This is a genomic window from Microbacterium sp. M, from assembly GCF_045181065.1.
In the GTDB taxonomy this organism is placed as follows: Bacteria; Actinomycetota; Actinomycetes; order Actinomycetales; family Microbacteriaceae; genus Microbacterium.
Genome location: NZ_CP173721.1, coordinates 3,793,002 through 3,807,539 on the forward strand (window position 1 = coordinate 3,793,002; position 14,538 = coordinate 3,807,539).

11 protein-coding genes are annotated in these 14,538 nt (G+C 68.4%); 1 reads left to right on the forward strand and 10 read right to left on the reverse strand.

What is annotated here, in order from left to right; genetic code table 11:
• Positions 1-142: 142 nt before the first annotated feature.
• The 5 genes from ACI7YT_RS18455 to ACI7YT_RS18475 form a co-directional block, all read right to left on the reverse strand.
• The gene (locus ACI7YT_RS18455; RefSeq protein WP_406247676.1) at positions 143-1,564 is read right to left on the reverse strand and encodes a dihydrolipoyl dehydrogenase family protein; all 1,422 of its coding nucleotides are present in this window, start codon (positions 1,562-1,564) and stop codon (positions 143-145) included.
• Between the two features lie 93 nt (positions 1,565-1,657).
• Positions 1,658-2,671: an alcohol dehydrogenase catalytic domain-containing protein gene (locus ACI7YT_RS18460; RefSeq protein ID WP_406247678.1), complete on the reverse strand. Its 1,014-nt coding sequence runs from the start codon at positions 2,669-2,671 to the stop codon at positions 1,658-1,660.
• Positions 2,668-4,071 carry an MFS transporter gene (locus ACI7YT_RS18465; protein ID WP_406247679.1) on the reverse strand — a complete coding sequence of 468 codons (1,404 nt, stop codon included), beginning with the start codon at positions 4,069-4,071 and terminating at the stop codon, positions 2,668-2,670. The genes ACI7YT_RS18460 and ACI7YT_RS18465 overlap by 4 nt, the downstream gene beginning before the upstream one ends.
• A gap of 34 nt (positions 4,072-4,105) precedes the next feature.
• Complete coding sequence (locus ACI7YT_RS18470; RefSeq protein WP_406247681.1) at positions 4,106-5,029, reverse strand: cyclase family protein; 924 nt, start codon at positions 5,027-5,029, stop codon at positions 4,106-4,108.
• Between the two features lie 26 nt (positions 5,030-5,055).
• Positions 5,056-6,021, reverse strand: a complete 966-nt coding sequence (locus tag ACI7YT_RS18475; protein ID WP_406247683.1) for an endonuclease/exonuclease/phosphatase family protein — start codon at positions 6,019-6,021, stop codon at positions 5,056-5,058.
• 165 nt (positions 6,022-6,186) lie between these two features.
• On the opposite strand from ACI7YT_RS18475, the gene ACI7YT_RS18480 reads away from it, so the two are divergent.
• Complete coding sequence (locus ACI7YT_RS18480) at positions 6,187-7,539, forward strand: DUF222 domain-containing protein (RefSeq protein ID WP_406247684.1); 1,353 nt, start codon at positions 6,187-6,189, stop codon at positions 7,537-7,539.
• Positions 7,540-7,594: 55 nt separating this feature from the next.
• Here ACI7YT_RS18480 and ACI7YT_RS18485 read toward each other — a convergent pair whose 3' ends face one another.
• The 5 genes from ACI7YT_RS18485 to ACI7YT_RS18505 form a co-directional block, all read right to left on the reverse strand.
• Positions 7,595-8,161 carry a hypothetical protein gene (locus ACI7YT_RS18485; protein ID WP_406247686.1) on the reverse strand — a complete coding sequence of 189 codons (567 nt, stop codon included), beginning with the start codon at positions 8,159-8,161 and terminating at the stop codon, positions 7,595-7,597.
• 204 nt (positions 8,162-8,365) lie between these two features.
• Positions 8,366-9,475, reverse strand: a complete 1,110-nt coding sequence (locus ACI7YT_RS18490; protein ID WP_406247687.1) for a lactonase family protein — start codon at positions 9,473-9,475, stop codon at positions 8,366-8,368.
• On the reverse strand, positions 9,475-10,761 hold the full coding sequence (locus ACI7YT_RS18495) for an adenylosuccinate synthase (RefSeq protein ID WP_406247689.1): 1,287 nt from the start codon (positions 10,759-10,761) through the stop codon (positions 9,475-9,477). The genes ACI7YT_RS18490 and ACI7YT_RS18495 overlap by 1 nt, the downstream gene beginning before the upstream one ends.
• A gap of 101 nt (positions 10,762-10,862) precedes the next feature.
• On the reverse strand, positions 10,863-12,287 hold the full coding sequence (locus ACI7YT_RS18500; RefSeq protein WP_406247690.1) for a mechanosensitive ion channel domain-containing protein: 1,425 nt from the start codon (positions 12,285-12,287) through the stop codon (positions 10,863-10,865).
• A gap of 1 nt (position 12,288) precedes the next feature.
• On the reverse strand, positions 12,289-14,442 hold the full coding sequence (locus ACI7YT_RS18505; protein WP_406247692.1) for an adenylate/guanylate cyclase domain-containing protein: 2,154 nt from the start codon (positions 14,440-14,442) through the stop codon (positions 12,289-12,291).
• Positions 14,443-14,538: the final 96 nt, after the last annotated feature.

The window sequence follows — 14,538 nt, forward strand, 5'->3', positions numbered from 1 at the left end:
GGTTCTGAGCGTAGGGGACGCCACGGACACCGTGGGGTCCGGTTCTCGGCGCGTCCTGAGCGGTTTCATCCATGGACGGTCCTTTCATGCTCCTCTCTGCCTTCGGAGCGGGTGCGGAATCGGATGGCGCGCGGCGCGTGGCTCACGCCGACCGGCGACCGTATTCCTCGAGCAGTCGGAGCCAGATCTCGCTCACCGTCGGATATGCCGGCACCGCGTGCCACAGTCGTGAGATCGGAACCTCTCCGGCGACCGCGATCGTCGCCGCGTGCAGCAGTTCGGCGACGTCGGGACCGGTGAACGTGACTCCGAGGATCACGTCGCGCTCGGCATCCACCACCATGCGGGCCTGCCCGCGGTAGTCGTCCTGGTACAGGCTCGCGCCCGCGACCCAGCCGAGGTCGTAGTCGACGACCTCGGTCTCGAAGCCGGCGTCGCGCGCGGCTGCGGCGGTCAGACCGACGGCCGCGACCTCCGGATCCGAGAACACGACCTGCGGCACGGCACGATGATCGGCGGTCGCGACGTGACGGCCCCACGCGTCGTCGCGGATGTCCTCGCCCTGCGCACGGGCGGCGATGACGTCGCCGGCCGCTCTGGCCTGGTACTTGCCCTGATGCGTGAGCAGCACGCGTCCGTTCACGTCGCCGACCGCGTACAGCCAGTCGTTACCAGGGACCCGGAGGGTGTCGTCGACGTCGATGTAGCGCCCCGGTTCGAGGCCGACGTTCTCGAGGCCGATGTCGCCGCTGCGGGGTCGACGCCCGGTGGCGGCGAGGACCTCGTCCGCCACGACCGTCGATCCGTCGCCGAGCGTGATCGTGACGCCGTCCTCATCGCGGTCGACGCGGCTCGTCGCCGTGTTCGTGCGCACGTCGACGCCCAGCTCGCGGAGGCCTGCTGCGACCTGCTCCCCGGCGAACGGCTCGAGGGAGCCGAGGATCTCGCCGCGCGCGATCACGGTCACCCGGGACCCGAGCGATGCGTAGGCGGTCGCCATCTCGACCGCCACGACGCCGCCGCCGATGACGGCGAGCGAGGCCGGCACCTCCTGCGCGCTGGTCGCCTCGCGGCTCGTCCACGGCTTCGCTTCCGCGAGGCCAGGGATGCCGGGGATCACCGCATCCGTGCCGGTGCTGATCGCCACGGCGTGCCGAGCGCGCAGCACCCGCGTCGCACCGTCGGAGCCGGTCACGGTGACCTCGCGCTCGCCCGAAAGCCGGCCGTGGCCGCGTGCGAGGTCGATGCCGGTCTTGTCGAGCCAGGCGACCTGCCCGGCATCCGACCAGTCGCTCGTGAAGGAATTGCGGCGAGCGAGGACGGCCGCGGCATCCAACGTCCCCGTCACGGCCTCGGCCGCGCCGGGGACGCGCTGAGCGGCGCGCAGCGCCTGACCGGAGCGCAGCAGCGCCTTCGACGGCATGCACGCCCAGTACGAGCATTCACCGCCGACGAGTTCGCTCTCCACGATGACGGCGGTGAGCCCGCCCTGCACCGCTCGGTCCGCCACGTTCTCGCCGACGGGACCCGCCCCGATCACGATGAGGTCGTACTCGTCTGTCATGTGCTGCACCTTCCCCAGTCTTGTCGAAGTGCAACGCCGAGTCACGGGGTTTGTTCCGGAAGTCCTCGAACCGTAAGGATCGGTGCATCAGGGCTATGGCACCAGCACGACCTTGCCCCGCTGCCGCCGCTGCTCGATCGCCGCATGCGCGGCCGAAGCATCGGCGAGGGGATACTCGTCCACCGGAGGCGACGTGCGCCCCTCGGCGGTCGCGGCGAGGGCCCGCGACTCGAGCGCCCGAAGATCCGCGATCGGCCGGCCCAGAGGTACCGTCACCGTCAGTGAGCGGGCCACGATGTCATCGGTATCGAGGCGCACGACCGCGCCGCTCGACCATCCGAAGATCACGACGCGCGCTCCGCGCGCGAGACTGTCGACCACCGCACGCGCTGTCATGCCGCCGACGCCGTCGAGCAGGATCGATGGGGCTTCGCCATCGAGGGCGGCGACCATGCGCATCGGCCACGACGCGTCCGTCGCGTCCAGCGCGATCAAGCGCCCGGAATGCGCCCCGCCGGCACGAGCGAGCTGCTGCACGACGGCGCGCTTGCTCTTGCCGCCGTAGAGCGCGACCGTGGTCGCCCCGATCGAGAGCGCCAATTGGACGAGCTGGCTGCCGAGGCCTCCCGATGCACCGGGGATGACGACGATGTCGGAGGCCACCATCCCCGCGGCATCCAGCACCAATTGCGCCGTCCGACCGGTGCCGATGGAGGCGACGGCCTGCGAGAACGTGACGCCGTCCGGGACGGCATGCAGCGCTGCGGCTGTGACCAGCGCGTACTCGGCGTAGCCGCCGCTTCGGAAGCCGACGTGCGCGACGACTCTCGTTCCGACCAGGGTCGCGTCGACATCCGGCCCGACAGCGTCGACCGTTCCTGCGATCTCTCGACCAGGAGTCATGGGCAGCAAGGTCTCGGGCATCGAGGCCGGGCCCTCGCCGCGACGCAGGTCGGTATCGACGGCATGCACGCCGGCGGACGCGACGCGCACCCGGACCTCTCCGGCGCCCGGCTCGGGCCGCGGGACGTTCTCGAGGACGAGCACGTCAGGAGCGCCGAGCTCGCGCTGCACGATCGCGCGCATCGCTCCCTGCCCTGCGCTCATGCCGTCACCTCCTCGGATGCCTGCGTCCCACCGGTCGCGGGTCTGACCCGGGGAGCCAGCACGGCGGCGGCGACCGCGAGCCCGCCTGCGAGGGCGAAGACCGCGGTGAACGGGTCGAGGACGGCGGCGACGGACGTGAACAGGGTTCCCGTGATCGCGAGCGCCAGGGCGCTTCCGAACGAGTCGGCGACCGTCATCGCAGAGCTGTTGAAGCCCTGCGTCTTCGGTGTCGACATCGCCAGCGTCAGCGCGCTGGTCCTCGGGCTCATCAGGCCCATCCCGAGTCCAGCGACGACCCAGGCGACGGCGATCATGACGGGGGTGAGCTCCAGCGCTGCGGTCGCCAGCACGAGTGCGATGCCGATGAGCACGAAGACCGTGCCGGCACGGATCGCCGTCACGCTCGACAGGCGCGCACCCCAGCGCCCCTGCGCCGTGGCTGCCGCCGACCAGGCCAGCGCACCACCGGTGAGGGCGAGCCCCGCGAGCGTCGGCGTGAGGGCGTACCGGTCGGTCAGGAGGTACGGCAGGTAGACCTGCGCCCCGAAGAACGCCGCAGCGGCGATCCCGCGGACCAGGATCACGGACGGCAGACCACGGCGTGCTCGCAGGGTGCCACGGGGGACGAGCGGGCGCACGGCGATCAGGGCGACGACCGCGGCGACAGCCGCGAGCGCCGGTCCGGCTCCGGGGATGTCGCCGAGCAGGTTAAGGCCCAGCACGGCGAGTGCGGCGAGCACCGACCAGCCGAGACGTCCGATCGCCCACGGCGTCGTGGGGTCGCCGCCGCTGTTCAGCCCGCGCAGCGCCGGGACCACCATCAGCAGGGCGATCAGGACGAGCACGACGACTCCGAGGAAGACCCACGGCCAGCCCCAGAGCTCGGCCACCAGGCCGGCGATGGTCGGTCCGATGAGCGACGGGATGACCCAGGCCGCCGCGAATCCGGCGAAGATCGCAGGGTGGAGCGCCTGCGGGTACACCCGGGCGACGACGACGTAGAGCGCCACCATCAGGGCTCCGCTGCCCAGTCCCTGCGCGAAGCGCCCGGCGACGAGGATCTCCATGGTGGGCGCGAGACCGGCGATGAGCAGGCCGACGACGAAGACCATCACGGCGGTGTACAGCGGCGCCACCGGCCCTCGGCGATCCGACCAGTTGCCGGCGATCACCATGCCGATGACGCCGGTCGCCAGCGGTCCGGCGAACGCGAGCGCGTACAGGCGCTCCCCGTCGAGATCGGCGCTGACGGCGGGCATCACGGTCGTGACCGCCAGGGACTCGAAGGCTCCGAGGAAGACGAGCGCGCATGCGCCGATCGTGATCCACAGGTAGGTGCTGCTCAGGATGCCCGGCGAGGCGCCTGCGGCCGTCGGCGTCGCGTCTGTTCTCGATGTCATGATGAGGACGCTAGGACCTCAACATAACTTGAGGTCAAGCCGCGGATACTTTCGCGAAGGCGCGCACCGGGAACGTCCCGAAGTTCTCCACCTTCGGCGGCACCACGGTGATGGTCGCACCGCTCGGCGGCAGCTCCCCGAGATTCGTCATGTGCTCCACCACATGGATGCCGGATGCCAGGAACACCGAGTGCGCAGGACGCTCGCCCGCGGCATCCGCAGACATGTCGTCGATGTTCACCGCGTCGATGCCGACGAGCGTCGCACCCTGCTCGGCGAGATGGCGCACACCGTCCGCGGTCAGGAACGGGGACTCGGCGGCGTACTCGTCTGTCCCGAAGAACCGATCCCGGCCGGTGTGCAGCAGCACCGCCTTGCCGCGGACGTCGCGATCGTAGAAGACCGACGCCGGGATGCCGCGGGTCAGCGCGTCCTCGAGGTGGAACACCTCGGTCGGAAGGTCGACGAGGGTCTCCAGGGCGAGCATCGAGAGGTCCGCGCCGCCCTCGTAGCGGTGGAACGCAGTGTCGATGTAGGTGCCGGTGTTGCCGGGAAGCGAGATGGTGTCCATGACGAACGTGGTCCCCGGCGCGTACCGGCTCTCGGCATCCTTCCGTGTGACGAGCGGGCTGATCTCGGGCGCGGGGATGCCCGGCAGCGTCACGAGCCCTGCGCGGATCGTGTGGCTGAGGTCGACGAGACGGAATCCGGTGGGAGCCTGCGCATCGCCCCCGATCGGGATGCCGCGACTGCCGCGATGCTGCTCCTCGAGGATCTGCAGCCTGGTGAGCCGCACCTCGCCGACGAGTGCGAGTCCGAGGTGCTGCACGAGCAGGCGCGCGATGTCGTCCTCTGACACCTCAGGACCGGGGAGGTCGAGTCGGAATCCCTCTGCGGTCAGGCTTCCGCCGTTGACGAAGGAGATCCGGGCGTCGAACACCGCGCGATAGTCGCTCACGTCGTCACGCTAGCAGCGGGGTCGGATCAGAACTCCGCGGTGGTCAGCGTCGCCAGATGGTCGCTCGCTCCGGCAGGGAGCGTCGTCGATGAGGTGACGCTCATTCCGCGCTGGAAGACATGGTCGATCCGCACGAGAGGGAATGCCGCTGGCCAGGTCATCCCGAGGCTCGGGTCGGTCGGTCGCACCTGATCTGCCGTGTCCCGCAATGAAGCCAGCGCGGGGTCGGTGCTCGCCGCATTGAAGTCGCCAAGGACGATCATCCGCTCGGCGTCGTCGGCGCGCATCTCGTCGGAGAGCGCGGTCAGCATGGTGTCGCGAGCCGATTGCTCGCCCGGACGCAGGGATGCGGCATGCACGACGTAGATGCGCACATCGCCGCCCGGCGTCTGCATGGTGGCGCGCAGCGCACGTTTCCATCCGAGACCGAGATCCAACGGCTCGGCGTCGACGATCGGATAGGCGCTCCAGAGCGAGACGGTGCCCACATGGTACGAGTGCGGGTGGGTCGGATCGAGCACTGCTGCGGCCGCACCGCGACTGGCGGCCGCCATCTCGACGAGCGCGATGACGTCGGCACCGGTGCCGGTGAGGTCGGTGGCCGAGTCACCCACGGCATCCGACTCGGCGCGGACGTTCTGACTCGCCGCCGTGAAAGAGGTATCCGCGGCAGATGGGGACGTCGCGGGTGCGGGCAGCGCGGGCGCCATCGCGACCAGCCAGAGTGCGACGACGGCCAGCGGAATCACGAGCGCCCTCCGCGCGAAGACCAGGGCGGTGAACAGCACCGCCCCGAGCGGAATACACACCCAGGGCAGCGATGCCGCCACGAGCGCACCCATCTGACCGGGCATCCATCCGAGCCCGATCCACACCGCCAGCAGTGCGCTCACGGTCACGAGCGCGCGGGCGCGGCGTACGGATGCCGCGCCTGGACGACTTTCCGGCGAGTGCGGCGCGGGAGCGCTGGAGGGAAGGAGGGTATGAGTCATCATCGGGTTCTCGCTCGGGATGGCGACGCGGTGCACCGCCTCTCTGGAACGCTAGCCGAGCTTCCTGGCGATCCGCCGCGATCATCGCGGTTCGATTCTACGAGTTTCGAATATTTCTTTCGAATATCTCTTCCCTTTTGGGTGTGGTCGGGGTAGCGTGGGGGCATGTCGACGGCGACGCATCTGGATGCTCTGCATGAGGCGGTTACCCGCCTCGATGGGGTGTGGGCGGGGGCCGGGGATGCGTCGGATCTGGACCGGGCGGGCCTGGTGGCCGCGAATGCGGAACTGGGTGTGCTGCACCGGCTCGTGGACGGGTTGGAGGCGGAGGTCGCGGCGCGGATCGCGTATGAGTCGCGGCCGGAGCTGGGGGCGGAGTCGTTGGCGAAACAGCAGGGGTTCCGCACCGCGGGGCAGTTCGTCGCGACGGTCACCGGCTGTTCGTCGGGGGAGGCGTCCCGGCTGGTGAAGGTCGGGGAGGCGACCGCGCCGCGCAGTGATCTGCTCGGGGTCAGGTTACCGGCGAAGTACCCGGCCGTGCAGGCCGCGTTGGGTGCCGGGGCGATCGGGGCGCCGGCGGCGGGGTTGATCATCGCCCTGTTGGATCGGGTGCGGTTCAAGGTGGACGTGCAAACCCTCGGTCAGGCGGAGACCCTGCTGGCGGAGAAAGCTGCCGGGTTGTCGTTGGATGAGGTCCGTAAACTCCTCACCCATGCGGAGGCGCATCTGGATCCGGACGGGGTCCTGCCTCGGGAGGAGGCCGCGCGGGCGCAGAACAGGCTGGTCATGTTCGAACGCGACGGACGGTTCCACATCGACGCCGACATCGACGTCGCCACCGCCGCGCCGATCAAAGTCGCGATCGAAGGGTACGTGACCGCGGTCCTCAATGCCCGCGCCAACGCGCTCGCCCCCGACGCCCCCGACGCCGACCGCCGCACGATCGGACAGCTGCAGGCCGACGCTCTCGCCGACCTCGCCGCCCACGCGCTCGGCTGCGACACCAACGCCCCCGCCCTGGCGGGTGCGACCGTGATCGTCCGGGTCGGGCTCGACGACCTGGCCACCGGGACCGGATACGCGACCATCGACGGCATCGACCAGCCCATCAGCATCGGCACCGCCCGCCGCATGGCCGCAGGCGGGGGCGTCATCCCCTACGTCCTCGGCGGAGACAGCGAGATCCTCGACTGGGGCAGGGAGAAACGCTTCTTCACGAAAGCGCAACGCCTCGCCCTCGTCGAACGCGACGGCGGATGCGCCGGCTGCACCCTCCCACCCTCCATGACCCGCGCCCACCACATCGACTGGTGGCAACGCGACAACGGACGCACCGACCTCAACAAGGGCGTCCTGCTCTGCGACAACTGCCACCACCGCGTCCACGACAACGGATGGGACATCCGCATCGAAGGCACCGGCACCACCGCGAAAGTCTGGTTCATCCCCCCACCCTCAGTCGACCCCCAACGCACCCCACGCCTCGGCGGCACCCACCGCTACAACCTCGCCGCCTGACACCGACCAGACGAGAGATTCGCACGCTCATCGATCGCGTTGGTTGTTGCCGCGCTCAGACGAGTTCGTCGTCTATTCGGTCAGCGATGCCACCGATGTCAGCAAGGCATGCCGCGACGTCCTGGTCCGAGAGCTCGATCCGGTCGCCCCAATAGGAGCCATCGAGGGAGTGGGCGAGATGGTTGCGCCGACGAACGACCTCAGTGACAAGGCTGGTGGCCTCAGAAGCCGATGTCAGGCTTGCGACCTTTGCACGGAATGACGGTCGCCCTGGAAGCGTAGCCAGTTCAGTCACCAGAAGCTCAAGCGCAGCGGATGCCGCGAGCACCGCCGTTGCACCGTTCAAAGTGAGCGCGTCATACGCGAGGCCGACCTCCTCACTTCTGTATGACTCGCTTTCTGCCCGCCACTCATCCAGATCGATCAGCTCCCTCGTCACGTCATCGAGAATCGTTCCTGTGGGAAGGCGCGCATCCTTCAGCGCCTGATGCGTCACTCGCAACGCTTCGCGAGCCGCGACGTAGCCGAGAATGACCGAACCGAAGCGCGTCGCGAACATCATGACCTCGATTCGGCCAGACGACGTGGGGGCGCCCATACAGGCTTCGAATGCGACGTCCACGGAGGCATATTCCGGAACCGAGCGCGCCAAACCCTCAAACGTCCCCCACATGCATGTCAGTGTACGGACGGCCTTCGCGGAGTCCAGCAGCTCAGCGAGCGGACGTTACAGGACCCGTCCTGCACGCCTTTCGACACCTGAACTCAGCTGCACGCGAGCGCACGCGCGGAACACCGTCAGCCAGAACAGACCGGAGAGCTCGGGTCAGCGCACCGGCAGGATGTGGGTCGGCGCCGGAGCCTGCGCGGTGTGCCGGATGCCGAGAGGAACGCCGGTGCGCTCATCGAGATCGAGCAGCGCGACCGTGTCGGACCGCTGCCCTGCGACGAGCAGCTTGCCCTCGAACACGAGGTGGTGACGCGGCCAGTCGACACCGGAATCTGCCAGTGCGATGGATTCGAGTCGGTCCCCCGAACCGTGCACGCGGAGCGCGGCGATCGTGTTGCTTCCGCGCAGCGCGGTGTAGAGCACGTGGCCGTCACGGCTGCGGGCGAGTTCGGCGGGGAAGTCGGTGCCCACCTCGGCGATCGGACTCGCGAGCGTCGCGGAAACGATGGCCCATGTGCCATCCGGACCCGCCGCGAGCGTGAACACCTCGCACGAGTACTCGGTGACGACATGCAGGTGACCGCTCGGGTGCACGACCATGTGCCGCGGACCCGTGCCCTGCGGCAGCACGACTTCGTGGTCGAGCGCGAGCCCCGTCGCCGTCGGTCGCCAGAACCGCACGAGGTCGAAACCGAGATCCGTCGTGGCCACACGCCCATCCGGCAGGAACGCCGCCGCATGCGCGTGCGAGACCCGCGGTTCCGCTCCGGCCGGGGTGCCGTACGGGTCGGATGCCGCAGCGCCCACGCCCGCTCTGGGGGCCGAAACGGCATCGGAATCCTCGCCGAACAACGCCGCCCGCAGCGCCGCCGCCTTGTCCTCGGCATCCGGAACCGGACGACCGTCGGCATCCAGACCGATGCGCACGACCTTGCCGTCGCCGTAGCAGGAGGCGACGAGGGAATTCCCGCTCGGCGCGACCGCGAGATGACAGACGTTCTCGCCCACCGGAACGCGATCGCCCAGCGGCGCGAGGGTCGTCTCGCCGGCACGGGCGAAGGCCTGCACAGCGGCATCCCCTTCCAGCGCCGCGTAGACGACGTCGAGCCGGGGGTGCTCGGCCAGCCACGACGGCGACGGCGCGGCCGCGACCGTTCCCCGGTACGCGAGCGCCGTGGCGGACTGCGCATCTCCGGCCAGCAGGCCGATGCCGTCCGCCGAGCCGTCCATGCCGACGCCGTAGCCGCCGAGCCAGAAACGCGTCATCAGTCGAGCAGGTCGTGGCGCACGATGATCTCGTCACGAGCGGGGCCGACCCCGATGACCGAGATGCGCGTGTTGCTCATCTTCTCGAGCGCGAGCACGTAGTCCTGCGCGTTCTGCGGGAGATCCTCGAAACTGCGCGCCTTCGAGATGTCCTCGGACCACCCGGGGAAGTACTCCAGGATCGGCTTCGCGTGGTGGAAATCGGTCTGGTTCACCGGAACATCCTCGAAGCGGACGCCGTCGACGTCGTACGCCACGCACACCGGGATCTGCTCGAGACCGGTGAGGATGTCGAGCTTGGTGAGCACGAGGTCGGTGATGCCGTTGATGCGGGTCGCGTAGCGGGTGATGGGCGCGTCGTACCAGCCGACACGGCGCGGGCGGCCGGTGGTCGTGCCGAACTCGAAGCCCTGCTTGCGCAGCCACTCGCCCTGCTCGTCGAACAGCTCGGTCGGGAACGGACCGGAGCCGACGCGCGTCGTGTACGCCTTGACGATGCCGACGATGCGGTCGAGCGCGCCGGGGCCGACACCGGAGCCGGTCGAGGCGCCGCCGGCCGTGGCGGACGACGAGGTGACGAAGGGATACGTGCCGTGGTCGACGTCGAGCATGGTGGCCTGACCGCCCTCGAACACGACGACCTCGCCGCGGCCGAGCGCCTGGTCGATGAGGTGGCCGGTGTCGGCGACCATCGGTCGCAGCCGCTCGGCGTACGACAGCAGGTCGTCGACGATCTCGTCGGCGGTGATCGCGCGGCGGTTGAAGATCTTCACCAGCAGGTGGTTCTTCTGATCCAGCGCACCCTCGACCTTCTGGCGCAGGATGTTCTCGTCGAACAGGTCCTGCACGCGGATGCCGACGCGGTTGATCTTGTCGGCGTACGCCGGGCCGATGCCACGGCCTGTGGTGCCGATCTGACGCTTGCCGAGGAAGCGCTCGGTGACCTTGTCGAGCGTGCGGTGGTACTGCGTGATGATGTGCGCGTTCGCGCTGACGCGCAACCGCGAGACGTCGATGCCGCGTGCCGACAGCGCCTCGAGTTCACTGAAGAGCACTTCGAGGTCGATCACGACGCCGTTGCCGATGACCGGGTTCACACCGGGAGACAGGATGCCGGAGGGCAGCAGGTGCAGCGCGTACTTCTCGTCGCCGACGACGACCGTGTGCCCGGCGTTGTTGCCGCCGTTGAACTTCACGACCCAGTCGGTGCGCTCACCGAGAAGGTCGGTGGCCTTCCCCTTGCCTTCATCGCCCCACTGGACGCCGACGATAACGATTCCTGGCATGGGTGAACCCCCTTGCTTTCGCCGGGTTTGCACCGGCCGATGAGCTGGCCCGCTTCGGGCGGCTCCATCCTATCGAAGGGGGATGGACACCCTCGATGAGGTCAGCGATCGGAGATGGTCCGGCGTGAGATGCCGAGCTCCGCAAGCCGATCCTCCGCCAGGCGGCGTTTCAACTCGAGCGATTCGCCGATCTCCATGGCCAGCCGCGGACGCGACCGGATCAGTTCGTCCACCGCACCCAAAGGAACCACGACCACGGTCAGGATCTCGGATGCCACCGTCACGGCCTGCGACCTCTGACGCGTGAGCGCCGTGTGCCCGATGATCTCGCCCGGTTCGGCCGACCCGAAATCGACGCGCGCGCCGTCGACCTCGATCGAGAGCGCAGCCCGACCGGACACGACGACGGAGACGCGTTCGGGGATCACGCCGGACGGCAGGACGACTTCGCCGACGCCGAACCTCTCGAGGTGGGCCGTTGCGGCGAACCCTTCGACGTCCTCGTCCCGCAGGTGCAGCGTCGGAGCGATCTTCCCGATCGCCTCGCGCAGCAGCGCGGGCTCGGAGAGCGGATCCGTGGAGTCCCCGTCCAGCGCGAACCCGCGACGCCGCGACGCGTACCAGAGCCACGACAGATACATCGAGAGCGTGTTCGCGGCATCCGCGGGCCCCGGCAGCGGGATCGACACACTGTACGCACCGCCGCCGCTGTAACCCACCCCGGCGCGCTCCCCCTTGATCCGCATGGGCAGGGCATCAGCCACCTCGAGCAGCAGCGCCATGACCTCATGCGGCGGGTCGTCTGTTGAGAACTTGACTTCGGTCGTGGCCGAGTAGGGCCCCTCCGGCTCGCTCAGGTTCGTGAACGACGCACCGGAAAGGCTCGAGTTCGGCACGATCTGGATGCCGGAGCCGGTGTCGATGTGCACGGCACGCCAGTTCACCTCGACGACCCGCCCTCGGACCCCGGCGGCATCCAGCCAATCACCGATCTTGAACGGCTGCTCGAACAGCAGGAGCAGTCCAGAGATCACCCCGCCGACGGCGTTCTGCAGTGCGAGACCGATCACGATCGAGGTCACGCCGAGGGCGGTGATGAGACCGCCCACATCGGCACCCCACACCCAGGAGAAGAGCAGAGCCAGACCGATCACGACCAGCGCGAGACGCGCGATCTCGACGAAGATCGTCGGGATCCGATCCCGCCACGAGCCGGGTTCCGCATTGGCGAACAGCGCGACGTTGAACGACGACAGCACGAGCAGGATCACGAGGAATCCGAAGACCGTGGCCACGACCCTGACCCACACCTGATCCGCCGGCGACTGCAGAGCGAATCCCAGCAGCGCGAAAAGCGCCCCGATGGGGATGACCCAGTTGCGCAGCAGTCTGAGCGGACCGGCGATCGGGTTGCCCTTGCGGGTGAATGCGCCGATGAGCTCGGTGAGCACGACCAGCACGACCGGGATGCCGATGGCGATGCCGATCACCCACCAGGCCCAGCCGTCCTGGAACGCGTCGGCCATCTCAAGCCACCTTCCACACGGTCTCGGTCCGGCCCTGCACCTCGACGGTCCCCGCTTCGGTGTACGCGAACATCTCCTGCGTGCGATCACGCACGGTCTGGCTGACGTAGATGCCCGGCTCACCGGTGACCGAGCGCACCCGATACGCGAGGTTCACGGCATCGCCCCACAGGTCGTATGCCAGGTTCGTGCGCGCCACCAGACCACTGGTCACGGTGCCGGTGTCGACGCCCGCTCTGATCGCGATCGAGCTGTTGTTCTGGGCGTTGAACCGGTCGGCCGCGTCCCGTAGACCGCGGGCGAACTCCACACTGCGGCGGACGTTGTCGACGCGCGGGACGGCGAGACCAGATGACGCGAGATATCCACCTCGAAGGGTGCGCACCTTCTCGACCCCGGCCTTCTCGGCAGCCTCGTCGAATCCTCGCATCAGGGTGTTCAGGAAGCCGATCTCCTCCTCCGCGGAAAGATCGCGCGCGAAGTCGTCGAACCCGACCAGCTCGGCGAACACGACGGACACGTTCTCGTGCGCTTCGGTGATCGCTTCGTCCCCCTGGCGGTACTTGGCTGCGGCGCTCTCCGGCATGAGCGTGAGCAGCAGCTTCTCGTTCTCCTTCTGCTGCTCGTCGATGAGATCCTGCTTGATCCGCAGGCTCGAGGCCATGTCGTTGAAGGCGCTGCCGAGATCTCCGAACTCGTCGCGAGACCCCTGTGGCACCTGAACATCCAGGTCCCCTTCCGCCACGCGATGCACGGCTCCGACCAACCGGTGGATCGGGCGCGTGAACACCTGCGCGAGCGCCAGCGAGAGCACCGACACCGCGAGGATGATGCCGAGGAGCGAAAGAAGCACGTTGCGCGTGAAGTCTGCGACGGGTGCGAACGCCTCCGCCGAGTCGATGCGCGCGATGATCACCCAATCCAGGCCTTCGATCTCCAATGGCGCGTAGGCGGTCACGCTGTCCACGCCGAGATATCCGTCACCCGTCGTCGTTCCCGATTTTCCGGCCTGCGCCTGCGCCACGGCAAAGGTGTTGATGGGCTGGAGAAGAACAGTCCCGCCGACGTCGACGATCCGTTCGGCCACCGACGGAGGCGTGCCGCCGTTGACCGCGTGCTGAGCGTACGAGTCCGGGTCCTCGATCAGTCGACGCGAGGTGCTGCGCATCAGATCGTCGAGACCGACGAGATAGACCTCTCCGGTGTCGCCGAGGCCTTGGCTCTTCCACTGCTCCGAGCCGGTTGTGACGTCGTTGATCGTGTCGATGGAGAGTTGGAACGCGATCGCGCCGGTGATGCGCTCGTCGTTGCCGACGGGCGAGACGACCCAGATCGACGGAACGTTCAACGATGGGATCCATCGCTCGAAGTCGGTCATGGCAATGGCGTCCACGGAATTGGTGGCGATCGCGTCCGTATACGCCTGCGACAGCTGCGACTCCCGATACGGACCGGTGAGCAGATTGGTGCCGAGATCGACCCCCTTGTACGCACTGAACACGACATCGCCGTCGAGATTCAGCAGCAAGGCGTCCTCGTACCCCAACCTGTCGACCAGACGCGTGAAGTAATCGCCGTATCGTTCGGTCGCCGCGGAATACGCCGACCCATCCCCGGCGTCGTTCATCCTGAGCAGCTTGTCGTAGTCGGTGTCGAAATCCTGGTTGGTCGTCGAATAGTGGATCTGCGCGTACTGCCCCGCGACGGTCTCGGGGATGAAGGCGGAATCGCCGTACTCTTCGCCTGTGCGCGCTTCGAGCTCGGGGATGAACATGTCGGTGTAGTAACTCTCCAGCTGCGACCGCTGCTCCGGCGCGATCACCTGCTGCTCGAGCTCCTCGTACCCGGCGTTGATCGCGGTCGACATGTTCTGCGCACTGAGATTGCGGGAGTTCAGCGAAGCCTGTTCGCGCACGTCGTCCACGGCTTCGACGACTTCCGCCGCACGCATCGAGCGGATCGTGATGAGCTGGTCGACCGCCGCGTCGTGCAGGGATTGCCGGCCGTTGATGAAGCCGATCGCGCCCACCACGATCGACGACAGCAGGCTCACACTGAGCAGCATGATCAACAGCTTCGATTGGATGCTGAGACCTCCGCGGGGTCGCAGTCGCCGTTTCTTCCTACTCCCGACCGCGTCCAGCCCGTCGCTCATGCGCCCTCCCTCGCCGTGCGTCACTGCCCCTCGGGCACGACTCTAGCGATATACCGCTCGGGCGCGGAACCCCCGCCGACGGAACGCCCTGCGTCG

Coding starts and splice junctions, on each gene's coding strand:
- ACI7YT_RS18455 (WP_406247676.1), bottom strand. CDS start 1,564: ATGACAGACGAGTACGACCTCATCGTGATCGGGGCGGGTCCCGTCGGC.
- ACI7YT_RS18460 (WP_406247678.1), bottom strand. CDS start 2,671: ATGAGCGCAGGGCAGGGAGCGATGCGCGCGATCGTGCAGCGCGAGCTC.
- ACI7YT_RS18465 (WP_406247679.1), bottom strand. CDS start 4,071: ATGACATCGAGAACAGACGCGACGCCGACGGCCGCAGGCGCCTCGCCG.
- ACI7YT_RS18475 (WP_406247683.1), bottom strand. CDS start 6,021: ATGACTCATACCCTCCTTCCCTCCAGCGCTCCCGCGCCGCACTCGCCG.
- ACI7YT_RS18480 (WP_406247684.1), top strand. CDS start 6,187: ATGTCGACGGCGACGCATCTGGATGCTCTGCATGAGGCGGTTACCCGC.
- ACI7YT_RS18490 (WP_406247687.1), bottom strand. CDS start 9,475: ATGACGCGTTTCTGGCTCGGCGGCTACGGCGTCGGCATGGACGGCTCG.
- ACI7YT_RS18495 (WP_406247689.1), bottom strand. CDS start 10,761: ATGCCAGGAATCGTTATCGTCGGCGTCCAGTGGGGCGATGAAGGCAAG.
- ACI7YT_RS18500 (WP_406247690.1), bottom strand. CDS start 12,287: ATGGCCGACGCGTTCCAGGACGGCTGGGCCTGGTGGGTGATCGGCATC.
- ACI7YT_RS18505 (WP_406247692.1), bottom strand. CDS start 14,442: ATGAGCGACGGGCTGGACGCGGTCGGGAGTAGGAAGAAACGGCGACTG.